Below are 23,571 nucleotides of genomic sequence, written 5' to 3'. Positions count from 1 at the left end.
TTTAAGTCTAATGTCTTAAAGTTTTAGCGTCTTGTGCGATTTTGGACTTTAGACTTTCAACATTAAGGCTTAAACACTACCTCGGATTACTTCTCTAAACTTCAGATGCCTATCGTGAAGTGCTAATTATAAACTATGTTATAAAAAATCGGAACGGTTTACGGGTATAAATCCTAAAAACTTATTGAAATTAAGTATTCAGTTTTTGGGCGATCTACCTAAAAACTGAATACTATATGGTTTTGTTATTCTTCTAATCTGATATCTAAACCAAGACCTTTTAATTCATGCATTAATACATTGAACGATTCAGGTAATCCTGGTTCTGGCATTGGTTCACCTTTTACGATTGCCTCGTACGTCTTAGCTCTACCAATAACGTCATCCGATTTAACAGTCAATATCTCACGTAATGTAGCCGACGCACCATAAGCTTCAAGAGCCCAAACCTCCATCTCTCCAAAACGCTGACCTCCAAATAACGCTTTACCTCCTAAAGGCTGTTGCGTAATTAAAGAGTACGGACCAATAGAACGTGCGTGCATTTTGTCATCTACCATGTGTCCTAATTTCAACATGTAAATTACACCCACTGTTGCTTTTTGATCGAAACGCTCACCTGTTCCACCATCATACAAATACGTGTGTCCAAAACGTGGTACACCAGCTTCGTCTGTTAATGCGTTGATTTCTTCTAATGAAGCTCCATCGAAAATTGGGGTTGCGTATTTTTTACCTAATTTTTTACCTGCCCATCCTAAAACGGTTTCGTAAATCTGACCGATGTTCATACGAGATGGTACACCAAGCGGGTTTAATACGATATCAACAGGAGTTCCGTCTTCTAAGAAAGGCATGTCTTCATCGCGAACGATTTTTGCAACGATACCTTTATTTCCGTGACGACCCGCCATTTTATCACCCACACGTAATTTACGTTTTTTGGCAATGTAAACTTTAGCTAATTTTAAGATACCTGATGGTAATTCGTCACCAACTGTAATCATAAATTTCTCACGACGCAATACTCCTTGAATGTCGTTTAATTTAATTTTATAGTTGTGAATTAAATCAGTGATCATTTCATTAGTATAATCGTCTGTAGCCCACTGTCCTTTTGTTAAGTGTGTAAAATCTTCTACAGCGTGTAACATTTTCAGCGTGAATTTTTTACCTTTTGGTAATACTTCTTCACCTAAATCGTTCATTACACCTTGCGATGTTTTACCATTTACTAAATGGAACAACTTGTCTACCAAACGTTCTTTTAATTCGTTGAATTTCACTTCAAACTGTGTATCTAACAAAGCAATATCTTCTTTGTCTTTAGAACGCTTACGTTTATCTTTTACCGCACGGGCAAATAATTTTTTATCTAAAACTACACCGCGTAACGATGGTGAAGCTTTTAACGATGCATCTTTAACATCACCCGCTTTATCACCAAAAATTGCGCGTAATAATTTTTCTTCCGGTGTTGGATCTGATTCTCCTTTTGGTGTGATTTTACCAATTAAGATATCACCAGGTTTTACTTCTGCACCAATACGGATCATTCCGTTTTCATCTAAATCTTTAGTAGCTTCTTCTGAAACGTTTGGAATGTCATTCGTTAATTCTTCTGATCCTAATTTAGTATCACGAACTTCTAACGTATAATCATCAATATGGATCGATGTAAAAATATCGTCACGTACAACACGCTCAGAAATTACAATTGCATCCTCGAAGTTATAACCTTTCCATGGCATGAACGCTACCTGTAAGTTACGTCCTAAAGCCAATTCACCGTTTTGTGTAGCATATCCCTCACATAAAACCTGTCCTTTGGTAACACGGTCACCTGTGCGAACAATTGGTTTTAAGTTGATAGATGTACTTTGATTGGTTTTACGGAACTTGATTAAGTTGTATGTTTTTTCGTCAGCATCGAAACTTACTAAACGCTCGTCATCAGTACGGTCGTATTTAATAGTAATTTTCTGTGCATCTACGTAAACAACTTCTCCTTCACCTTCTGCATTAATCAATACACGAGAATCGGTAGCCACCTGTTTTTCTAATCCGGTACCAACAATTGGAGATTCCGGACGTAATAAAGGTACTGCCTGACGCATCATGTTTGATCCCATCAACGCACGGTTCGCATCATCGTGTTCCAAGAAAGGAATTAACGATGCAGAAATAGATGCAATTTGGTTAGGTGCAACGTCGGCATAGTTTAACTCTTTAGGTTCAACTACCGGGAAATCGGCATCTTGTTTTGCAACTACTCTTTCGTCTTCAATAGTTCCATCTTTAGCAACATTAATTGTTGCTTGTGCAATTAATTTTTCTTCTTCTTCTTCTGCCGATAAATAAACCGGAGCTTCAGTTAAATTCAACACACCATTATCAACTTTACGGTAAGGTGTTTCAATGAATCCCATGTTGTTTACTTTCGCGTAAACTGCCAAAGATGAAATCAAACCAATGTTTGGTCCCTCTGGAGTTTCAATCGGACATAAACGACCGTAGTGCGTATAGTGAACGTCACGAACCTCGAATCCTGCTCTTTCACGAGAAAGACCCCCTGGTCCTAATGCCGATAAACGACGCTTGTGTGTGATCTCTGCCAATGGATTGGTTTGATCCATGAACTGAGATAACTGGTTTGTTCCGAAGAATGAGTTGATAACCGATGACAATGTTTTTGCATTGATCAAATCGATTGGGGTAAACACCTCGTTATCACGAACGTTCATACGCTCGCGAATTGTACGCGCCATACGTGCTAAACCAACACCAAATTGTGCCGATAACTGCTCGCCAACTGTACGTACACGACGGTTTGACAAGTGATCGATATCATCGATCTCTGCTTTTGAATTAATAAGCTCGATCAAATATTTAACAATCGTAATGATATCTTCTTTTGTTAAAACTTGTTTATCGATTGGCGTATTTAAGTTCAATTTTTTATTCATTCTGTAACGACCTACATCACCTAAATTGTAACGTTGGTCAGAGAAGAATAATTTATCTATGATACCTCTTGCTGTTTCTTCATCTGGAGGTAATGCGTTTCTTAATTGACGGTAAATATATTCTACAGCTTCTTTTTCAGAGTTTGTTGGATCTTTTTGAAGCGTGTTGTGAATAATGGTATAATCGGCAAGGTTACTGTCTTCTTTATGTAAAAGAATTGTTTTAACGTCTGCCTCTATAATTTCCTCAACATTGTCTTTATCAAGAACAATATCACGATCTAAAATAATTTCGGTACGTGGTATCGTTACAACCTCACCTGTATCCTCATCAACGAAATCCTCATGCCAAACATTTAATACACGTGCAGCCAAACGACGACCGATGTATTTTTTTAATCCTGTTTTAGATACTTTTACTTCTTCTGCAAGGTCAAAAATCTCTAAGATATCCTTATCTCTTTCAAAACCAATTGCACGGAATAAAGTAGTTACAGGTAATTTTTTCTTACGATCAATGTACGCATACATTACACTGTTAATATCTGTAGCAAATTCGATCCAAGAACCCTTGAAAGGAATAATACGTGCAGAATACAACTTAGTTCCGTTAGCGTGGAATGACTGACCAAAGAATACACCCGGTGATCTGTGTAATTGCGAAACAACAACGCGCTCCGCACCATTAATTACAAAAGTTCCGCTTGGTGTCATATATGGTATAGTACCTAAATACACATCTTGAACAATTGTTTCAAAATCTTCGTGTTCCGGGTCTGTACAATATAATTTTAAACGAGCTTTAAGAGGTACGCTATAAGTTAAACCTCGGTCTATACATTCTTCGATTGAATAACGTGGAGGGTCAACGAAATAGTCTAAAAATTCCAAAACGAATTGATTGCGTGTATCCGTAATTGGGAAATTTTCCATGAAGGTTTTATATAAACCTTCGTTACCTCTTTCATCAGATTTTGTTTCTAATTGAAAAAAATCTTTAAATGATTTTACCTGAATATCAAGAAAGTCCGGATACGCAGGAATATTTTTTGTAGAGGCAAAATTTAACCTTTCAGTATGATTTGTAATCATTAATGAACAAAATTTTGGTTTAAAAAAGTAATTTTTTTGTGTAAAAACACAGCTATTTAATACTTCCTAATTTTAAACAATCAACACATCTTAAAAACAAGTCAGGAAAATTACTTGTCCTTTTCTTCGTTATTGATTATTTTTTATATGCAAAATGGTTTAGGCCATTGGAATAACTTCCAAGGCCTAAACCGTAAAAATTTATATGTGTGAGATTATTTTAACTCAACCACAGCACCAGCTTCTTCTAATGCTTTTTTCAATCCTTCAGCTTCGTCTTTAGAAATACCTTCTTTAACGTTTGCTGGAGTACCGTCTACTAAATCTTTAGCTTCTTTTAATCCTAAACCTGTTAATTCTTTAACAGCTTTAACTACAGCTAATTTAGAAGCACCAGCTTCTTTTAATACAACTGTAAATTCAGTTTGCTCTTCAGCAGCAGCAGCTTCACCACCACCTGATACTACAACTGCAGCAGCAGCTGGTTCGATACCATACTCATCTTTTAATATAGTTGCTAATTCGTTAACTTCTTTAACTGTTAAGTTAACTAATTGCTCTGCGAATTGTTTCAAATCTGCCATTTTTTCTATCTTTTAATTTGAATTTGTAATAATATAATTTATTAATGTGCGTTCTGTTGAACATTTAAAAACGGTTGTAGATAACTACTATTCTTCGTCTTTAAATTGGTTTTTAAGAGCAGAAATAACTCTTTGAGCAGGAGATTGTAATAATCCAATGATTTCACCAATCATCTCTTCTCTAGACTTAATTGCAACTAAAGAATCTAATTGGTTATCGCCAATGTAAATTTCTTCGTTGATGTAAGCTCCTTTTAATTCTGGTTTTGTACCTTTTTTACGGAATTCTTTTATGATTTTTGCCGGACCGTTTGCAGCCTCTGCAATCATAATAGCGCTGTTTCCTTTTAAAATAGAAGGTAAATCACCATACTCGTTTTCTGATGCTTCCATTGCTTTTGCAAGCAAGGTGTTCTTAACAACTTCTAACTTGATACCTGCTTTAAAACAAGCTCTACGTAAATCTGAAGTAGTTGCTGCATTTAATCCAGAAATATCTGCAACGTAAATAACTTTAGTGTCAGCTAACTGTGCAGTTAAATCTTGAATCGCAATTGATTTGTCTTCTCTAGTCATACTAAAAATTTTTAACTACCAATTATACTGCTTTTGGATCTAAAGCAATAGCAGGGCTCATTGTACTTGATATATGAATAGACTTAATATAAGTACCTTTAGCTGCAGTTGGTTTTAATTTAATTAATGTTTGAATTATTTCAGCTGCGTTCTCTGTAATTTGATCAGCACCGAAAGATACTCTACCAATACCAGCGTGAACGATACCTGTTTTATCAACTTTAAAGTCGATTTTACCAGATTTCACTTCTTGTACAGCTTTAGCAACATCCATAGTTACTGTACCTGTTTTTGGGTTAGGCATTAAACCACGAGGTCCTAAAACACGACCTAATGGACCTAATTTACCCATAACTGCAGGCATAGTAATAATTACATCGATATCAGTCCAACCATCTTTAATTTTTTGTAGATAGTCATCTAAACCTACGTGGTCTGCACCAGCAGCTTTAGCTTCTGCTTCTTTGTCTGGAGTAACTAATGCTAATACTCTTACATCTTTACCTGTACCGTGTGGTAATGTTACAACCCCACGTACCATTTGATTTGCTTTACGCGGATCAACTCCTAAACGTACAGCAATATCAACAGACTCATCAAATTTTGCAGAAGCAACTTCTTTAATTAATACAGATGCATCTTTTAAAGAGTATAATTTGTTCTTCTCAATCTTTGCTGCAGCCTCTTTTTGCTTTTTTGTTAATTTTGCCATTTCTTCTTTTCTTTAAGATTAAAAAGGAGCGTTTCCTGATACCGTGATTCCCATAGAACGTGCAGTTCCAGCAACCATAGACATAGCTTTTTCAATTGTAAATGCATTCAAATCGGCCATTTTGTCTTCAGCGATTGCTTTAACTTGATCCCATGTAATAGAAGCAACTTTTTTACGGTTTGGTTGCCCAGAACCTGATTTTAATTTTGCAGCTTCTAATAATTGAACAGCAGCAGGTGGCGTTTTAACTACAAAGTCAAAAGATTTGTCTTTGTAAACTGTAATTTGTACTGGTAAAACTTTTCCTGGTTTATCCTGTGTTCTAGCGTTAAATTGCTTACAGAATTCCATGATGTTAACACCAGCAGCCCCCAAAGCAGGTCCAACCGGTGGCGATGGGTTCGCTGCACCTCCCTTAACTTGTAGTTTAACTACTTTACTAATTTCTTTTGCCATTTTTAAAAAAATTTAGCACATCTTTCAATTGGAAGCGATTGATGTGTATGTAACAATTATATTTTTTCTACTTGTGTGAAGCTTAATTCTAAAGGTGTTTTTCTTCCAAAAATTTTCACCATTACTTCAAGCTTGCGTTTGTCTTCGTTCACTTTTTCTATAGTTCCGTTGAAACCATTAAAAGGACCATCGACAACTTTTACTGTTTCGCCTATTTCGTAAGGAATTAATCCATTATCAACAGACACAGCCAATTCATCTACCTTACCTAACATACGGTTAACTTCTGCCAATCTTAATGGCACAGGATCTCCCCCACGCGTTTCTCCTAAGAAACCAATTACGCCGGCAATAGATTTTATTATGTGTGGTAATTCACCGGTAAGGTTTGCTTCAATCATTACATAACCCGGAAAATAAATACGCTCTTTTGTTATTTTTTTTCCGTCGCGTTGCGAAACAACTTTTTCAGTTGGTACTAAAACCTGCGAAAGATAATCTTCCATACCCAAACGCACGATTTCGCTTTCTATGTAACCTTTTACTTTATTCTCTTGACCGCTTACCGCCCTAACTACATACCATTTTTTAATACTACCTTCTGTCATGCTCTTTTAAATTTACGAATTTAAAAGGTTGAAGAAACCAGCAAGAGCTTCAGAAAACAATGTATCTACGCCCCATGTAGCTAATGAAAGTACTACTGTAAAGATAGCAACAATAATTGTGTAGCGTTGTACCTCTGCCCATGGTGTCCATGTAACATTAGATTTTAATTCGGTAAACGCATCAGATATATAATTAACTACTTTTGCCATAATATTATTTTTTGCACGGGTGGAGGGATTCGAACCCCCATCAACGGTTTTGGAGACCGCTATTCTACCCTTGAACTACACCCGTTTGTTAAAAAGTTGGCAGAATTTCTGCCAACTTAAATTATTTATTTAAACTTATAATTAGTCTAAAATTTCAGTTACCTGACCAGCACCAACTGTACGACCACCTTCGCGGATAGCGAAACGTAAACCTACTGATAATGCGATTGGTTGTAATAAATCAACATTGATAGTTAAGTTATCACCTGGCATAACCATATCCGTTCCTTCTGGTAACATGATAGTTCCTGTTACGTCAGTTGTACGAACGTAGAACTGAGGACGGTAGTTATTGTGGAATGGAGTGTGACGTCCACCTTCTTCTTTTTTCAAGATATAAACCTCTGCTTTGAATTTAGCGTGTGGTTTAACTGAACCTGGCTTAACGATAACCATACCACGACGGATATCAGCTTTATCGATACCACGTAATAATAAACCTACGTTATCACCTGCTTCACCACGGTCTAAGATTTTACGGAACATCTCAACCCCTGTAATTGTAGAAGTTAATTTGTCTGCACCCATACCAATGATTTCAACAGCATCACCTGTATTAGCAATACCAGTTTCGATACGACCTGTAGCAACAGTTCCACGACCTGTAATTGTAAATACGTCTTCAACTGGCATTAAGAATGGTTTTTCAGTATCACGTACTGGCTCTTCGATCCACTCATCTACTGCAGCCATTAAGCTCATTACTGTTTCAACCCATTTTGGTTCACCGTTTAATGCACCTAAAGCAGATCCTTGGATAACTGGACCATTATCACCATCATACTGATAGAAAGATAATAAGTCACGGATTTCCATTTCTACTAACTCTAATAATTCAGCATCGTCAACCATGTCAACTTTGTTCATGAATACAACCATGCGAGGAATACCAACTTGGCGACCTAATAAGATGTGCTCACGAGTTTGTGGCATAGGACCATCTGTAGCAGCAACTACTAAGATAGCACCGTCCATTTGTGCAGCACCAGTAACCATGTTCTTAACGTAATCCGCGTGACCTGGACAGTCAACGTGAGCGTAGTGACGGTTAGCTGTAGCGTATTCTACGTGAGATGTATTAATAGTAATACCTCTTTCTTTTTCTTCGGGAGCATTATCAATTTGATCAAATGATTTTGCTTCTGATAAACCTGCATCTGATAATACTTTAGTAATTGCAGCTGTCAAGGTTGTTTTACCGTGATCTACGTGTCCGATAGTACCGATGTTTAAATGGGGTTTCGAACGATCAAAACTTTCTTTTGCCATGATTTAATTAATTTAATCTTAGTTATATAATTAGTGTTCAACTTTAATCACTTTTGAGCCAACGACGGGATTTGAACCCGTGACCTCTTCCTTACCAAGGAAGCACTCTACCCCTGAGCTACGCCGGCAAAAAAGATTATTGTGGGGAGAGCAGGATTCGAACCTGCGAAGGTTTCCCAACGGATTTACAGTCCGTCCTCGTTGGCCGCTTGAGTATCTCCCCTGACCTGTTATTTTTACAACTTGTTTTGTTGAAGAGCCTTTGGAGGGACTCGAACCCACGACCTGCTGATTACAAATCAGCTGCTCTAGCCAGCTGAGCTACAAAGGCAACTTAAAAAAAGTCCGCTATTTCTAACGGACTGCAAATATATATACTTATTTAAAAAAATAAAAACTTTTTTATGTTTTTTTACTTTTTTAATGTGCTTTAACTTTCTCTTTGCGTTTAACAAGCAAACGCTCTAAGGCATCGGCACCCATATCGGCTGCTTCCTCAAACGATTTAGCTGTTTTTTTAACCACTAAATCATCGCCCGGAATTCGTACAATAATATCTACTGACTTGTTTTCTTTGTCACTTGTATTTTCTGTATGCAAAGATACATCAATTCCAACAATTTTATCATAAAACTGCTGTAATTTTTCTAAACGAATGTTTATAAAATCTACCAATTTTCGATCAATATTAAAATTAACCGCTTGAACATTTACTTTCATAAAAATTATATTTTAAAGGTTCATAATAAATCTTCTTCTTCGGCATTAAAACGCGGATGTGTTTTACTATACATTTTTTTTAATTCTGCCAAACTGGTGTGTGTGTAAATCTGGGTTGACGATAAACTTGAATGACCAAGCAATTCTTTAACCGTATTTAAATTAGCACCTGCGTTTAGCATATGGGTAGCAAATGTATGACGTAACACGTGCGGGCTTTTTTTCCCTTTAGAAGTTACACCCCTAAAATAATTATTTATTAAACGATATACAAATGTTTGATTTAAATTTTGCGTGTTTTTTAACAAAAAGATATTCTTGCTGTAACCACTACCAAACTGCTGCTTACGCTTTTCGATAAATTCAGTTAAAATATCAGCTACCGAAGGTAATATTGGTACAATGCGCTCTTTTGATCTTTTACCCAAAACTTTAATTTCCCGTTTATTTAGATCGATATCATGCAACTGTAGATTGATCAGTTCGCTTTTACGGACACCTAACGTATAAAAAAGCACAATGATTACGTAATTTTGCAACCCGAAATAATCATCATCGAAATCGATACGCTCTATTTTCTTCATTTCATCTTCAGAAAAAGGCACCTGCAATACTTTTTTTATTCTTAAAGCTTTATGCGCTTGCAACGGATAACTATTTATTGTTTTGGTTATGTATAAAAACTTGAAGTAACTTTTTAGCGATGCTATTTTACGGTTTATGGAATTGTTACTCATTTTTTGTGATGATAAGGACACAATCCAGTTTCTGATGTGTTGATAAACGATCTCATTAACGGCAGAAACATCTTTTGCAGTAAAATTTAAAAACGCCTCTACATCGTTCACATAGGCGTTTACGGTATGTAACGAAAAATGTTTTTCTTTTAAAAGATAGTCGTAATAAGGTTTAATAAATTTTTCCATAAAAAAATCGCTAACCAAAGTTACCTTTAATTAGCGATTTTTAAAATATTATTTCAAAAACTTATTAGATTTCTACAGCATCTCTTAAGCTTTGAACGTATTGTGCTTTTTGTAATTGCGCGCGTTTTGTTATAGAAGGTTTCGTAAAGTTTTTACGAGATCTTAACTGACGTAACGTTCCTGTTTTGTCAAATTTTCTTTTGTAACGTTTTAACGCTCTATCAATATTTTCTCCGTCTTTAATTGGAATGATCAACATAATTTATACACCTCCTTTCATTATGGGTGCAAAAGTAGAAATAATTTTTGAATTACATTAGAAAAAAAGAGAAAAGATTATAGAAAAAAGAGTTATTCACTACCATAAATAATTTATTTCAAAGAATCTTTATTATGAATAAACATAAAATCACCTACTAATATTGTTTTTTCAAGATCTATTTCTTCGTGACTTTTACGCCACAATATTGTATCACCATGTTTAAAATTTATTTCATTGACTCCTTTTAAAATCTCAACTACTAAATTATCATTCAACTTATTTGATAACGTTAATTTTGAATTATTAGGAATTAAGATCTTATCATCATCAATAACCAACTCACCAAACTTCCTTCCTTTAATTTCATTATACTTACCTATTTCTAAATCATTATAAAACAATTTCTTTCCATCTAAATCATCATAAGTATGCTCAACTTTTAAAACAAGTAGCTCTTTATTTAATTTGCAACTAACTAAATACAAACAAAATACAATAACGCAAAACAAGTACAACCTTTTAAACATAAAATACAGATAAATACTCAAAGATACAAAACTCATCAAAACATCTTTAAAACAAAAAAAGGAAAACCATTACAGTCTTTCCTCTTTGAATTATTTTTTCCTTGAAATTTTTATTGGATTTTGCCTTGTATCAAATACATCTACAATTTCAATTCGCTCTTTAGCTTTATTGATCCAATAGATAATTTTATAGTTTGTACTTATAATATACCTGAAGTTTTCGGATCTGCTTTCCAAAAAATCTTCAACCGCGCCAATTTCAGGAAAACTTTTTAATTCATTTGCCGTAAGAACAATTTGTTCTACAATCTGCTGAGCTATTTTAACGCTTACTTTTTCTTTATGATAATCGAAAATATTTTTAAGCTCACTTTTTGCAAAATCTGTCCAAAAAACCTTTAGCTCCATTTTTCAATTTCAGCAATTAAATCATCAGAATTTGTTAATCTGTCGTTTTTTGAATCGTTCATAGATTGATCAATACGACTATTAAATTCATCGATTGTCATTTGCTTAAAATCATCATTCTTTGATTTACCTGCACGCAAAAGATTTTCAAGACGAGAAATTAATTCTTCGTTTTGAAGTTTTAAAAATTCTTGTATAAACTCTATTTTTCTTGTTTGAATATCCATCTTTCAATCTTTTACATCATTCAAATTTACAAAAAACTTTTTACTATTATAAAACTGACATTTTACAAAATTATAAAAACAAAAAAAGGAAAAACCACTACAGTCTTTCCTCTTTTATCTATTCTCTATTTTCTAAAAGAATTAGTCTTTTAAAAGATTTCTAGATATAACTAATTTTTGAATTTCGGTTGTTCCTTCGCCAATGGTACATAATTTAGAATCGCGGAAGAATTTCTCTACCGGGAAATCTTTTGTATAACCGTAACCACCGTGGATCTGGATTGCTTCGGTAGAAACTTTCACACAAACTTCAGATGCATACATTTTTGCCATTGCACCTGCTGTTGTCATTGGTTTATGGTTGTTTTTTAAGTATGCTGCTTTGTGTAATAATAATTCCGAACATTCAATCTCGGTTGCCATATCTGCCAATTTAAAACCAATTGCCTGGAATTCTGAGATTGGTTTACCAAACTGCACACGTTCTTTTGAGTATTTCAACGCTGCTTCATATGCACCTTTTGCAATTCCTAAAGATAAAGCACCGATTGAGATACGACCACCATCTAAAATTTTCATAGCCTGGATAAATCCTTCACCAACTTCACCTAAACGGTTTGCGTCAGAAACACGACAGTTATCAAAAATTAATTCTGCTGTTTCAGAAGCGCGCATTCCTAATTTATTTTCTTTTTTACCTGATGAAAAACCTGGAGTTCCTTTTTCAATTACAAAAGCAGTCATACCACGAGAATCACCTTTTTCGCCTGTACGAACAATTACAACAGCAACATCGCCAGAAATCGCGTGCGTGATAAAGTTTTTAGCTCCGTTGATGATCCAGTCGTTACCGTCTTTAACAGCAGTTGTTGCCATACCGCCGGCATCAGATCCGGTGTTGTGCTCTGTTAATCCCCAAGCACCAATCCACTCACCTGTTGCTAATTTAGGAATCCATTTTTTCTTTTGCTCGTCGTTTGCAAATGTTAAAATATGATTTGTACATAATGAATTGTGAGCCGCAACCGACAAACCAATTGAAGAATCTACTTTAGAAATCTCTTCTACAACAGTAATGTATTCGTGATAACCTAAGCCAGATCCGCCTAATTCTTCAGGAACTAAAACTCCCATAAAGCCCATTTCTCCTAATTTTTTAAATAATTCTACAGGAAAAATTTGCGCTTCATCCCACTCCATTATATATGGTCTGATTTCTTTTTCAGCAAACTCTCTGATTGACTGTGCAATCATTGCTTGTGTTTCGTTGTATTCAAAATTCATTGTACTGTATTTTATCGTTGTTTTTTGCTTATTTTTCTAAAAAGCCAAATATAACCTAATTATCTTTAATTTGTCAAGTGGAAAATTATTAATTTTTTCTAAATCTTCAATTTTTAACGGATTTTCTTGTTTGCTGCGTTGCACCACAATTTCACGGGCAATATAACTGTTAATATACGGAATTTGAGCCAATTCTTCTTTTGTAGCGGTATTTACATTTACTTTTTTGATAGCCGATGGATTCTTAACCACCGTATTTTGTTTGAGAATTTTGATTGCTTCGGGACGCAATCCTTTTATAAAATCGATTTGGTGGATCGATACAAAACCGCCTAATTTTTCACGTTCATTGATAACCGCATTTGCAAAATAATCGCCTATGCAACTTAAAGCAATCAAATCTTGAACGGAAGCTTTGTTTAAATCGATATTTTTAAACGTAACCTTTTCGCTACTTTCTGTATAAGTATTCGATTTTTTGTTCTGAGTCCATTCCCGGAAATTTAAAATAGGGTGAGATTTTATCGAGCGTTTCTTTTGAAACGCCTGTAACTTGTTGAAATTCGGCAGTAGAATTTACATATTTTCCTGTTGATCTAAATTTCAGTAATTTATCAATCTCGGCAGTAGTCATTCCTAATTTGAATCCTTTGTAATCTGTGATGAAATTCGGATTAAACGGTTGAAGATCGTATTTCTTAAATGCCAACTGCTTTAGACTATCAATTTGCGATTGCGTTTTTGTGTCGATTTTATAATCAGCAATTTCGGCATCAAATGATTTATTTTTTACGACTAATATCACAACTTGTAAAAGCACGATAATCACAACAAAAACCACAAGAGCTCTGCGTTGTTTATTACTAAAATACGGAAGCTGCGTTTTCATCTGTTCATTAATTTTATGCCGATTTCACAATTTAAACATCTTCTTAAATCGCAATAATTTTTCTTTAAGAATAAAACCGATTGACTATCTAACGACGATTTTACCGGAACCTGTAATTTTTGAAACATTTCGGTGGTGCTGTTTTTTTCCAAATCGATAGATTGATAATGCTGTAAAACTTCATCGATGATATCTTTCCCCAACTGCTGATGATACACATATTGAAAAGGCAAAATGGTATTTATTAGCAATAAATTGTAAAACGATTGTGAAACTGTTTTTTTACGGATTTTATGTTCTTTGCCAAAGACATAATGCGTTTGCCAATAATCGGAAACCGTTGCGCCTAACAAATAATTGTTCCGAGAAACACTTTCGGGATTTCGAATCAAATCAAATAAAAAAGGTTGGTTGTAAATGAACGATGCAAACTGAATTAAACGAATTGTTGGAAAATTATCTGGTCGCAACTGGTGGTAACTCGGAGAATTTACGGTTTGCTTTAAGTTGTATTTCTGTTTTAAATAGCTATACGTTTTCTGTAGCGTTTTAAGATAATAATCTTCACGATCTGATTGCAACATATTAGCAGTTCCCAAAAACAACGCTTCTAAATGTACCAAATGCGCTTGCTCTTTGCGAATAATTTTCAATGGGAGATTTTTGGAAACTTGGTAAAAAACTTCGCCATTAATGTTCAAACCAAAATTTCGTAATAAAATACGATAAAAAGCTTCTTCCCAATTATTATTTGTCTGCTTTAGTTCTGTTACAATTCGATTTGTAAACTGTTCTAAACGTTCAATCATTAACTTTTCTTTCCACAACAGCCAATCGAACGAATTAAACTGTTTGATGTAATCTTCGCAAAAAATGTACTGCGGATTTAACTTGAACTGATGATACGCATTAAAAACATTTTCGGAAACATAATCTTTTAAAACAATGGTAGGAATTTCGGTTCCGTTAGATCGTAAAACCGATAAATCGTTATTCCAAACAACATGCAGAATTACGTTTTGATACGCCGGATCGATCTCATGATGATGCGCATACCAATCGGAAGCATTTATGTGCATTTCCACATTTCCTGCCCATAATTGCCCATCGATATAAACTTGTGCGTTAAAAAAATCCGGCCCTTCTGTTCCTAAATACAAACCAAAATCTTTTATAACAACCTCATTATTTTGAACTGTTTTGAGTGAAGTATTGTTAAGCTTTTTGAACCTCCACACATAATGTAAAAAATCTTCCCGCATAATAAAAAGCTTTTTATAAATATAAATTATTTTTTAAAAACTTCCTAATTATCAGTTGGTTCAATTTAAAATTTTGATAAAAAGCCTAAAAGAAAAAGGAGCAACTTAACGCTGCTCCTTTATATTATTTGATATTATTAATGATATCGTATTTTGTAATGATATGATGCTTGCCGTTTCCTAAATCAACCAAAACAGCGTTGTCGTCTTTTGTGATCAACTTGGCAACTTCTTCAACCTTGGTTTGCAATGAAACAATTGGATAAGGTTTGCGCATTAAATCTTTAATCGGCATATCGGCAACATTGCTGTTGTTCACAAATGCGTTAAAAAGATCCACATCTTCTAAAGAACCAACAAAACCAGTAGTATCCATTACCGGAATTTGCGATATTTTAAACTTACGCATTCTATCAATGGCGTGGCTTGCCAATTCTTCGGTACGAACAATTACTAGAGGTTTATCGATATGATTTTTGATTAAATCGTGGGCTGTAACAATTTCTTCTTCCAAATAACCGCGTTCACGCATCCAATCATCGTTAAAAATTTTACCAATGTAACGTGAACCCGAATCATGAAATAAAACTACAACAACATCCGTCGGCTTCAATTGATCTTTCATCTGTAACAATCCTTTAATTGCCGAACCAGATGACATTCCTACAAAAATCCCTTCTTCTAAAGCTAATTTTCTACAAAAAACCGCTGCATCTTTATCGGTAACTTTTGTAAAATGATCGATCACAGAAAAATCAACATTCTTTGGAAGGATATCTTCACCGATGCCTTCTGTTACGTACGAATACACTTCGTTTTCATCAAAAATACCAGTTTCATGATACTTTTTAAAAACTGATCCATAAGTATCAACTCCCCAAATTTTCACATCCGGTTTTTGTTCTTTTAAATATTTACCAACACCGGAAATAGTCCCGCCTGTACCAACACCTACGATAAAATGCGTGATTTCACCATTTGTCTGATTCCAGATTTCAGGACCTGTTTGTTCGTAATTTGCTTTTGCGTTCGATGGATTATCGTACTGATTAACGTACCAAGAATTCGGAGTTTCTTCAGCCAAACGTTTAGAAACCGAATAATATGAACGTGGATCGGTTGGTTCCACATCGGTAGGACAAACCACAACTTTTGCACCAACAGCTCGCAGAATATCCATTTTTTCTTTAGACTGTTTGTCAGTAATCACACAGATTAATTTATATCCTTTCACAATAGCCGCCAATGCCAAGCCCATTCCGGTGTTTCCTGATGTTCCTTCTATGATTGTTCCGCCTGGTTTTAAACGTCCGTCTGCTTCTGCATCTTCCACCATTTTTAAAGCCATACGGTCTTTACAAGAATGCCCCGGATTAAAATATTCAACCTTGGCAAAAACCTTACAAGGCAGATCTTTTACAATTTTATTCAATTGAACCAAAGGCGTGTTCCCAATGGTTTCTAATATATTTTTTGCGTAGTTCATTACTAATAAATTTATGCAAAGATACAATATGCTTTTTAGAAAAGAAAAAAGTTGTATTACTACAACTTTAATTAAAGAAATTCCATTTCATACCCAACCTAAATGTTAAATCGCGGTAAGGATATGTTGGCGTGTTATAATAATTGTAGCCCGTTAACATAGAATTGAAATGATCTACGTTAATATAGATTTGAGCTGTTTTAATTTTCACATTCAAGAAGAAATCGAACATTGGGAAATTTCCTACTTTAACTTGATCCTGCACTACAAAATCTCCTAAAACCGGATGGTATTCATTTGCGTAATATTTTGTAAAATAATTAAAGATGAAACCCGTTTGAAAAAACAAGGCTTTGTTAAAGGCATAATCTTGAAAGTAAACTGTATTACGAGTAACAATCTGTGGTACGTTCAAAATATTCTCGTCTTGAACAACCTGTTGAAACATGATGGTATTATCAAGCCCCCATTTGCCAAAAGTAAATTCCTTTTGAGCCTTAACCATAAAATAGTTGATCACCTTACCGTACTGTTTTGGCGTTACCAATAACTGGGTAAACCTGCCGTTTGCATCAACCGCCGTTGCATTATTACTGAAATACAATTTATCTGTAATTAACTGATATGTTCCTTCCAAATTAATAAACGGCGAACTAACCTTGGCATTCAACGTGCTATATTTTTCGTTAGAAAAATCGTTTAGCCAGTTTAAACCAATATATCCACTTTGAAAAAACTGATACGTGTAATCGGGAATTTTGCTTTCTAATTGATACGTAGCTTCAATTCCGTATGATTCATTTAAGTTGAAAGCTGCATTGATTTTCAAATCTGTCAGCGATCTACCCACAACAGACTGTTTAAAATACGCATCTGCAACCACATGTTCTTTATTCAACATATAAGATCCGCCAAGCGTGATAATATCGTCTTTTAACTGATTAGGGATTTTATTTGAATTCTCATCAAAAACGATAGATTCGTATCTGTGAGAAAAATTATAGATTCCCGCACTCACTGCAAATAAACCAATAGCTTTAGAATCGAATGCCAGATCAAAAGAATTTTCCAAACGAGTATGACGCACTTTATCGTAAATCCCAAATGCAAAAGTTTCTCCATAATACGGTTCACGATCTAAAAACGGTTTCGAGTTACCCTGTTGATATACGTTGGAAAAATATTCGTACGTAAACTGATGGCGCAATAATGCCTTGTTACTTTCAGATTTGTTGAATTGGAAACTATGATCGAAATATCCACGTAAACCTTTAAACAGCGATTTTGCATCAGCAGTCTGAACTCTTAAATTCTCTCGATTATTAAAAGGTTCATTAGAAGATTCAAAGTTGTTTGTAAATACCAATCCACCATTTTCTTCGTTTGAAATATCTTGGAAGGTAATATGATTTTTAAACTGATAACGTTTATTCTTTGTAAAGAAACTCGATCCAATTCGAAAATTTCCGTTTGATGTCAACTGATTTACATACTTCCCTTGCGAACGTAACCCTCGATAACCTAAAAACATATTGAATTGTTCTGAAGTATTCATGGTGATTAGCGCATCCAGATTTTGTCCTTTACCAGTAACGCTCCGATAAAACAATTCTGATGCCGGTGTTGGTACACTATAATAACTGACATTTTCTTTATTTAAATACGAAAATCTACGTGCATTGAAGCCGATATTTATAATATTATTTACATTCAAAGCATTAGGATCTAACGATTGAAATGTTTGTCCGTCGTTATTAAACTGAAGCATTCCAAAAGTATCTTCGCGCAGGTAATTAAAAGCGTATTGCTTTTTAAGATTTAGAATAGTATCAAAAGCTGAAGCCCCTTTAATCTCATTGAATATTTTATAATCTGAAATAGGCGCAACCGTATCACCAGCTTTGGTAATAATTTTCTTAATCTTTAAAGAATCGTTATCAGACAAATTTACCGATGAAAATCGATCTACCGAATTAGCTGTTCGAACTCTGTTAGTATTTAACGTATTTCCCGATTTAATTTTTTGACCTGATTTTCTAACCTGTGCAAAACAAGTAACAGAAAAAAGCAGTACAAAAGCCAAAATAAAACGCATAGATGCAAATTTTACACAAAAGTACATTTTTTTAGCAACTATACTATACAAATAAAAAAAGAGATGCTTTCGCATCTCTTTTTAAACTATTTAAAACTTCTGATTAATAACCAGGGTTTTGTGAATCAGCTGTTAATGAATTATTACCATTCATCTCTCCAACAGGAATAGGTAATGTCATTTTATAACTAGTTGTTGGTAAATTACAAGCTCCGTTTACAGCACAATCTTTAGAATATCTAGTAAAACCAGGAGAACCTGCTTTAGTACCTAAACGTTTCATATCCAAATAACGATGCCCTTCAAAACTTAATTCTACTCTTCTTTCATTTAAAATAGCAGCAAATGCTGACTGCTGATTAGTAATGGAAGGCATAGCAATTGAAGAAGTGTTTTTAGATCTGTTCCAACGAATTGAATATAAAATAGATTCAACACTATTATAATTATTAAGCAAATCATTCGGGTCACTAGTACCTGCTAAGAGCTCTCCTTTAGCAGCTCTGGCTTCAGCCATTGCCAGCAAAATATCAGCTACTCTAAAAATGTGAATATTATTTTTAAGGTTAGCTCCATCCATTCCTAAATATTTACCAATAAGTAAAATATCATTAGCATTATACTCTGACTGACTTGCAGATTCATAGTTAACAAGAACTTTTGTTCCAGGAAAATTAGTTCCAAGATCAGGAAGCAAATTCACCTCATAACGCATGTCGTTTCTATTACTTCCAAATGCGGTTCCTGTTAAGGATGGATCAAGTTTATCCAATTCATTATACAGTGATCTACCCATTTCATAAAAAGGTGAACCATCTCCTCCACGCGCTCTAATTGAGTACCAATTACCAACTACACTAGGTCCCGTATTTAAAGTTACGTTTAACTTAAAAATTAATTCAGCTAAAGCTGGTGGTTCTGCATAAACTTCTTGAAAATTACCTTGAGTAGTAGTAACACGAGCAAATAATTTTTTGTATTCTGTAGCAGTAGCTAATCTATAGCGGTTCATGATTACCTGTCCGTGTTCTAAAACTTTATCCCAATCACCAGTCATGGCATATAATTTAACTCGTATTGCCTCAATCATTGCGGCATTAACATAATTACTACCGTCAACCCAACCGGTTTGTCTAATTGTACTTGCTGTTTGTAAATCATCTAAAATAAACTTCTTAACTTCATTTACTGTATTTCTTGGTAAAGAATAAGAATAATCATACGGAGGTACGTGGTCTAAAATAATAGCCGATTTACCTGATCCGTTTGTATAATCAGGCGTAAAATAAGCAAATAACTTATAATGAGCGAAAGCTCTTAACACATATAATTCCGCTAATACATTGTCAAAATCGCCACTTAAAGCAGGTGTTTCCTTTTTTAAATTAACAGCTATTTCTTCTAACCTATTGATCCTATTAATGATTGTGTAATAACTTCCCCATAATGATGAAGCATAACTACTACCAGCTTCCATAAAAAAGCCATACTCACCACTAATTAATCCCTGACCACCATTATCTAAACCAATAGCAACCTCATCGGTAAAGATTGATCCTAAATTAATTTCTGTATTTGCGGGTATTGAAGAGTAGATCGCATTGACCCCTCTCGCAATATCCTGAGGAGTACGAAATGCCTCATAAGCATCATTTATCTCCCCTTTTTGCTGTATATCATACGCATCACTACAAGAAGTAACTAACCCCCCAATAGCAAATAATAATATTAATACTTTATTTTTCATTGTAATACTTCATTTAAAATTAAAACTGTACTTCAACACCGAAAGAAATGGTTTTAGGTGTAGGGTATTGAGATTGATCTGAACCTCTACTACTTTCAGCATCCCATCCTTTCCACTTAGACCATGTAAATAAATTTTCAGCTTGAGCAAATACGCGTAAACCTGATAAACCAATAAATCTTAAATCATCTTGCTTAAAGTTATACCCTAATGTCGCAAATCTTAATCGTATGTATGAAGCATCACGTATGTTGCGATCTGAAAAATTTTGATAAGGCATATTTGTAGCATTTACAGATGGCATTGAAGCATTTCTGTTTGTCGGTGTCCAATAATCGTACATATCACGAGACATGTTCCAGTTACCAATATTATCTGGATGAACTAGTGAAGAGTAATCATAATCAAATCTCCACACATCTTTTACAAAAGTAAACGAAGAAGACAAAAACCAACCTTTATAATCCACATCTAAACCAAAGCCTCCCTGGTATTTAGGTATATAGCTTTTGCCAGTAAATTTACGATCTGCATCAACAAAACGTTCTACTGCATTGCCATCTTTATCTAAGAATAATAAGTTTCCATTATCTGGATTAATTCCGGCATATTCTACCAAATAGAACTGACCAAATGCTCCACCTTCTTGCATAACAGTTAAACCACCATTCCAAACAACTCCATTTTCATCAGCACCCGCTAATTCAACAAATTCGTTTTTATTGTACGAACCATTAGCATTTAATGTAATTGTTAAATTTTCGTTTCTAACAATGTCGCCTGAAACTAATAATTCAACACCACGGTTTCTCATACTTCCGATATTATCAGAAATAGAACTTGCTCCGTGAATTGCAGACATAGGACGTGATTGATATAAATCTTTAGTTGTTTTTTGATAGACATCTACACTACCACGGAATCTGCTGTTCCATACACCAAAATCAATACCTACGTTTGCTTGTTCGATAGTTTCCCATCTCAGATTAGGGTTTGGAATATTTGAAATAAATGTTGTTGGTTGATCATTATAAGAAAGACCACTTAAAGAATACTGCTCTCTAAATAAAGAATTACCTCCGAATAATCCACTACTAACAATATCTTGGTTACCTGCAGTTCCGTAAGATCCTCTCAACTTAAGTTCATTAATTTTGGAATCTTTCATAAAATCTTCTCTATTAATGTTCCAACGCGCAGATGCAGACCAAAAAGTTCCCCATCTGTTCTCTTCAGAAAAACGGAATGAAGCATCTCTTCTTAAAGTCAAACCAATACCGTATTTAGAATCATAATCATAATCTACCATTCCAAAGTAAGAGAATAATCCTGACTCTGCTACGTTTTTAGAAATATTTGGTACATAAAGATCATTATCTTCAGTATCACCAATCCAGCCTGTACCAGCTCCAGGTGCTGAAAAATAAGGATCTAAACCATTTTGAGAAAATGAAGAGAAAGTATAATGTGCTTTTAAATATTCTAGGTAAGCACCAGCACGAATTTCATGTTTTTGATTAAATATCTTACTCCATTTTAAGTTACTTGTAGAATTAAATGAAACAATTCTTGTGTTATACTCTCTTTCATAACCAACATATTCTTGATTTGCTTCTCTAAATAACTCTGAGTTAAAAGAATATGGAGAATCAAACTGTATTTGTTTTACATCTGTATAATCGATACCTAAATTTGTACCTACACTAAAACCAGAACCTAAATCATAATTTAAACCTCCAGAAACAATTGATTTTAATTCATCTGAATAATTTTTAAAATAATTTAATTGGTCAATGATCATTAAAGGTGCAATCTTAACCAAATTTTGGTTATTAGGACTAGCACTGTAAACACCAACTATAGAACCATATGGATCATTAATATCGTACTCATTAGGAGAGAAATATGGCACACCTCTTAACGCAGATAGTGCCGGGTTTAAATTTACTGATCCTGTACCTAAACTGATTGCCTGATTTGATCTAGAATAATTTCCAGTAATAGACGTATTATATGTTAAACGACCATTTTGATTTTTACCGTTTAAATTATTTCTAAAATTAAAACGCTTTAAATCAGTATTCTTCAACGTACCTTCATGGGCAGTATAACCAATTGAGGTAAACTGACTTAAATTACTACTACCGCTTGAAAAAGATAAGGTATGATTTTGAGAAAATGCCTCTCTGAAGAAGTAATCCATCCAATCCGTTTCGGCTCCATTTCTAATTTGAGCAGCTGTCCATCGAACATTGTTTTTTTGAGTTTGATTCTCAAACTGCATAAGTTCTTGTCCGCCCATCAAATTATACTTATGTTTTTGAAGAGTACTTATACCTGTTGTCCCAACATACTTTATTTGTAAATCCTGTGCAAAAGAAGCACGTTTAGTAGTAACAACAATAACACCATTTGCTCCACGATTACCATAAATAGAAGTTGCACCAGCATCTTTTAAAACATCAACACGTTCTATATCATTTTGATTGATACTTCTAAAATTCGCAGAAGACATTGGCACGCCATCAATCACATAAAGTGGCTCTGTACTACCATTGATAGATCCAATACCACGTAAAAGAACCATTGTATTTGATGACCCTGGTTGACCAGACCCTGTAGCAATATTCAAACCAGGCACCTGACCTTGTAGTGTTTGAATGAAAGATGCATTTGGACGACCTTCAATTGTTTTTGATGTTACTGTATTAGCAGCAACATTTGATTTAGGCTTTGATGTAGTACGATATGTATCTACTATGATTTCTTCAAGCATAGCATCCATATCTTCTACCAAAGTAATATTTAACACTCCTGAATCAGAAGCAGTAACTGTGGTAGTTTTAAAACCACTAAAGGTCACTTGTACCTTATCTCCTTTTTTAAGAATTAACGTATACTTCCCCTCTTCATCTGTATCTGTACCTAGATCGGTACCAACCAGCATAACCGTAGCCCCAGGGATTGGGTCACCGTCTTGTGTCTTTACAACTCCTGTAACGGGTTTTTGGGCAAAACCTACCTGCACCATTAAACCGAAGAACAGAGTTAAAATCCAAGTAAACTTTGATCTCATATTAATTTAATTTGAATTAGTTATCCACAAATCTACATCTTTTTTATCTCCTAACAAATTTTTAACAATAAAAATACTTACGCAAAAGCAAAAAAGCCCGTTTGAATAAATTCAGACGGGCTTTTTATA

General features: G+C 34.5%; 22 protein-coding genes and 4 tRNA genes. All 26 read right to left on the bottom strand.

Annotation, left to right across the window (positions count from 1 at the left end):
* Positions 1-245: 245 nt before the first annotated feature.
* The 26 genes from rpoB to BM253_RS09120 all read right to left on the bottom strand — a co-directional run bounded on the left by rpoB (position 246) and on the right by BM253_RS09120 (position 23,442).
* A complete protein-coding gene (gene rpoB, locus BM253_RS09245) occupies positions 246-4,058 on the bottom strand; it encodes a DNA-directed RNA polymerase subunit beta (RefSeq protein ID WP_091522735.1) in 3,813 nt (1,270 codons plus the stop codon).
* 215 nt (positions 4,059-4,273) lie between these two features.
* Positions 4,274-4,642, bottom strand: a complete 369-nt coding sequence (rplL, locus tag BM253_RS09240) for a 50S ribosomal protein L7/L12 (RefSeq protein ID WP_091522731.1) — start codon at positions 4,640-4,642, stop codon at positions 4,274-4,276.
* Between the two features lie 87 nt (positions 4,643-4,729).
* Complete coding sequence (gene rplJ / locus BM253_RS09235; RefSeq protein WP_091522727.1) at positions 4,730-5,218, bottom strand: 50S ribosomal protein L10; 489 nt, start codon at positions 5,216-5,218, stop codon at positions 4,730-4,732.
* A 22-nt stretch (positions 5,219-5,240) separates the two neighbouring features.
* Positions 5,241-5,930: a 50S ribosomal protein L1 gene (rplA, locus tag BM253_RS09230; protein WP_091522724.1), complete on the bottom strand. Its 690-nt coding sequence runs from the start codon at positions 5,928-5,930 to the stop codon at positions 5,241-5,243.
* 18 nt (positions 5,931-5,948) lie between these two features.
* Positions 5,949-6,386: a 50S ribosomal protein L11 gene (gene rplK, locus BM253_RS09225; RefSeq protein WP_091522720.1), complete on the bottom strand. Its 438-nt coding sequence runs from the start codon at positions 6,384-6,386 to the stop codon at positions 5,949-5,951.
* 56 nt (positions 6,387-6,442) lie between these two features.
* Positions 6,443-6,994 (bottom strand): transcription termination/antitermination protein NusG, encoded by a 552-nt coding sequence (gene nusG, locus BM253_RS09220; protein WP_091522718.1) that lies wholly within the window; start codon positions 6,992-6,994, stop codon positions 6,443-6,445.
* A gap of 12 nt (positions 6,995-7,006) precedes the next feature.
* Entirely contained in the window at positions 7,007-7,204 is a 198-nt protein-coding gene (gene secE, locus BM253_RS09215) for a preprotein translocase subunit SecE (RefSeq protein WP_091522715.1), read from the bottom strand.
* A gap of 14 nt (positions 7,205-7,218) precedes the next feature.
* Positions 7,219-7,289: transfer RNA gene (locus tag BM253_RS09210), tRNA-Trp, on the bottom strand.
* 56 nt (positions 7,290-7,345) lie between these two features.
* Positions 7,346-8,533: an elongation factor Tu gene (gene tuf, locus BM253_RS09205; RefSeq protein ID WP_091522711.1), complete on the bottom strand. Its 1,188-nt coding sequence runs from the start codon at positions 8,531-8,533 to the stop codon at positions 7,346-7,348.
* Positions 8,534-8,589: 56 nt separating this feature from the next.
* Positions 8,590-8,661: transfer RNA gene (locus BM253_RS09200), tRNA-Thr, on the bottom strand.
* Between the two features lie 14 nt (positions 8,662-8,675).
* Positions 8,676-8,756 (bottom strand) — tRNA-Tyr (locus BM253_RS09195).
* Positions 8,757-8,790: 34 nt separating this feature from the next.
* Positions 8,791-8,864 (bottom strand) — tRNA-Thr (locus BM253_RS09190).
* 89 nt (positions 8,865-8,953) lie between these two features.
* Positions 8,954-9,253, bottom strand: coding sequence for a ribosome hibernation-promoting factor, HPF/YfiA family (hpf, locus tag BM253_RS09185; RefSeq protein ID WP_091522708.1), 300 nt, complete (start codon positions 9,251-9,253; stop codon positions 8,954-8,956).
* A 20-nt stretch (positions 9,254-9,273) separates the two neighbouring features.
* Positions 9,274-10,179: a tyrosine-type recombinase/integrase gene (locus BM253_RS09180; protein WP_091522705.1), complete on the bottom strand. Its 906-nt coding sequence runs from the start codon at positions 10,177-10,179 to the stop codon at positions 9,274-9,276.
* A 64-nt stretch (positions 10,180-10,243) separates the two neighbouring features.
* A complete protein-coding gene (rpsU, locus tag BM253_RS09175; RefSeq protein ID WP_091522701.1) occupies positions 10,244-10,438 on the bottom strand; it encodes a 30S ribosomal protein S21 in 195 nt (64 codons plus the stop codon).
* Between the two features lie 113 nt (positions 10,439-10,551).
* A complete protein-coding gene (locus BM253_RS09170) occupies positions 10,552-11,004 on the bottom strand; it encodes a hypothetical protein (protein WP_091522699.1) in 453 nt (150 codons plus the stop codon).
* A 54-nt stretch (positions 11,005-11,058) separates the two neighbouring features.
* Positions 11,059-11,376 (bottom strand): type II toxin-antitoxin system RelE/ParE family toxin, encoded by a 318-nt coding sequence (locus tag BM253_RS09165; protein ID WP_091522696.1) that lies wholly within the window; start codon positions 11,374-11,376, stop codon positions 11,059-11,061.
* Entirely contained in the window at positions 11,367-11,603 is a 237-nt protein-coding gene (locus BM253_RS09160; RefSeq protein ID WP_091522693.1) for a hypothetical protein, read from the bottom strand. Before BM253_RS09160 ends, BM253_RS09165 begins: the two co-directional genes overlap by 10 nt.
* Positions 11,604-11,744: 141 nt before the next feature.
* The gene (locus BM253_RS09155; protein ID WP_091522690.1) at positions 11,745-12,887 is read right to left on the bottom strand and encodes an acyl-CoA dehydrogenase family protein; all 1,143 of its coding nucleotides are present in this window, start codon (positions 12,885-12,887) and stop codon (positions 11,745-11,747) included.
* Between the two features lie 36 nt (positions 12,888-12,923).
* A complete protein-coding gene (locus BM253_RS09150) occupies positions 12,924-13,316 on the bottom strand; it encodes a ComEA family DNA-binding protein (protein WP_262487581.1) in 393 nt (130 codons plus the stop codon).
* Positions 13,317-13,338: 22 nt separating this feature from the next.
* Positions 13,339-13,776: a hypothetical protein gene (locus BM253_RS09145; protein ID WP_091522683.1), complete on the bottom strand. Its 438-nt coding sequence runs from the start codon at positions 13,774-13,776 to the stop codon at positions 13,339-13,341.
* Complete coding sequence (locus BM253_RS09140) at positions 13,773-15,038, bottom strand: DUF2851 family protein (RefSeq protein ID WP_091522680.1); 1,266 nt, start codon at positions 15,036-15,038, stop codon at positions 13,773-13,775. The genes BM253_RS09145 and BM253_RS09140 overlap by 4 nt, the downstream gene beginning before the upstream one ends.
* A gap of 124 nt (positions 15,039-15,162) precedes the next feature.
* On the bottom strand, positions 15,163-16,524 hold the full coding sequence (locus tag BM253_RS09135) for a pyridoxal-phosphate dependent enzyme (protein ID WP_091522675.1): 1,362 nt from the start codon (positions 16,522-16,524) through the stop codon (positions 15,163-15,165).
* 67 nt (positions 16,525-16,591) lie between these two features.
* Positions 16,592-18,619 carry a putative porin gene (locus BM253_RS09130; RefSeq protein WP_177205757.1) on the bottom strand — a complete coding sequence of 676 codons (2,028 nt, stop codon included), beginning with the start codon at positions 18,617-18,619 and terminating at the stop codon, positions 16,592-16,594.
* Between the two features lie 103 nt (positions 18,620-18,722).
* A complete protein-coding gene (locus BM253_RS09125) occupies positions 18,723-20,366 on the bottom strand; it encodes a RagB/SusD family nutrient uptake outer membrane protein (protein ID WP_091522667.1) in 1,644 nt (547 codons plus the stop codon).
* A gap of 19 nt (positions 20,367-20,385) precedes the next feature.
* Positions 20,386-23,442, bottom strand: coding sequence for a SusC/RagA family TonB-linked outer membrane protein (locus tag BM253_RS09120; RefSeq protein WP_091522664.1), 3,057 nt, complete (start codon positions 23,440-23,442; stop codon positions 20,386-20,388).
* Positions 23,443-23,571 lie beyond the last annotated feature (129 nt).

The sequence above is a fragment of the Paenimyroides ummariense genome (assembly GCF_900115115.1).
Classification (GTDB): Bacteria; Bacteroidota; Bacteroidia; order Flavobacteriales; family Flavobacteriaceae; genus Flavobacterium; species Flavobacterium ummariense.
This window is presented reverse-complemented; position numbering and strand designations above follow the sequence as displayed.

Bases quoted from the DNA above. Each gene is read 5' to 3' on its own strand.
- rpoB (WP_091522735.1), bottom strand. From the start codon at position 4,058: ATGATTACAAATCATACTGAAAGGTTAAATTTTGCCTCTACAAAAAAT.
- rplL (WP_091522731.1), bottom strand. From the start codon at position 4,642: ATGGCAGATTTGAAACAATTCGCAGAGCAATTAGTTAACTTAACAGTT.
- rplJ (WP_091522727.1), bottom strand. From the start codon at position 5,218: ATGACTAGAGAAGACAAATCAATTGCGATTCAAGATTTAACTGCACAG.
- rplA (WP_091522724.1), bottom strand. From the start codon at position 5,930: ATGGCAAAATTAACAAAAAAGCAAAAAGAGGCTGCAGCAAAGATTGAG.
- rplK (WP_091522720.1), bottom strand. From the start codon at position 6,386: ATGGCAAAAGAAATTAGTAAAGTAGTTAAACTACAAGTTAAGGGAGGT.
- nusG (WP_091522718.1), bottom strand. From the start codon at position 6,994: ATGACAGAAGGTAGTATTAAAAAATGGTATGTAGTTAGGGCGGTAAGC.
- secE (WP_091522715.1), bottom strand. From the start codon at position 7,204: ATGGCAAAAGTAGTTAATTATATATCTGATGCGTTTACCGAATTAAAA.
- tuf (WP_091522711.1), bottom strand. From the start codon at position 8,533: ATGGCAAAAGAAAGTTTTGATCGTTCGAAACCCCATTTAAACATCGGT.
- hpf (WP_091522708.1), bottom strand. From the start codon at position 9,253: ATGAAAGTAAATGTTCAAGCGGTTAATTTTAATATTGATCGAAAATTG.
- BM253_RS09180 (WP_091522705.1), bottom strand. From the start codon at position 10,179: ATGGAAAAATTTATTAAACCTTATTACGACTATCTTTTAAAAGAAAAA.
- rpsU (WP_091522701.1), bottom strand. From the start codon at position 10,438: ATGTTGATCATTCCAATTAAAGACGGAGAAAATATTGATAGAGCGTTA.
- BM253_RS09170 (WP_091522699.1), bottom strand. From the start codon at position 11,004: ATGAGTTTTGTATCTTTGAGTATTTATCTGTATTTTATGTTTAAAAGG.
- BM253_RS09165 (WP_091522696.1), bottom strand. From the start codon at position 11,376: ATGGAGCTAAAGGTTTTTTGGACAGATTTTGCAAAAAGTGAGCTTAAA.
- BM253_RS09160 (WP_091522693.1), bottom strand. From the start codon at position 11,603: ATGGATATTCAAACAAGAAAAATAGAGTTTATACAAGAATTTTTAAAA.
- BM253_RS09155 (WP_091522690.1), bottom strand. From the start codon at position 12,887: ATGAATTTTGAATACAACGAAACACAAGCAATGATTGCACAGTCAATC.
- BM253_RS09145 (WP_091522683.1), bottom strand. From the start codon at position 13,776: ATGAAAACGCAGCTTCCGTATTTTAGTAATAAACAACGCAGAGCTCTT.
- BM253_RS09140 (WP_091522680.1), bottom strand. From the start codon at position 15,038: ATGCGGGAAGATTTTTTACATTATGTGTGGAGGTTCAAAAAGCTTAAC.
- BM253_RS09135 (WP_091522675.1), bottom strand. From the start codon at position 16,524: ATGAACTACGCAAAAAATATATTAGAAACCATTGGGAACACGCCTTTG.
- BM253_RS09130 (WP_177205757.1), bottom strand. From the start codon at position 18,619: ATGCGTTTTATTTTGGCTTTTGTACTGCTTTTTTCTGTTACTTGTTTT.
- BM253_RS09125 (WP_091522667.1), bottom strand. From the start codon at position 20,366: ATGAAAAATAAAGTATTAATATTATTATTTGCTATTGGGGGGTTAGTT.
- BM253_RS09120 (WP_091522664.1), bottom strand. From the start codon at position 23,442: ATGAGATCAAAGTTTACTTGGATTTTAACTCTGTTCTTCGGTTTAATG.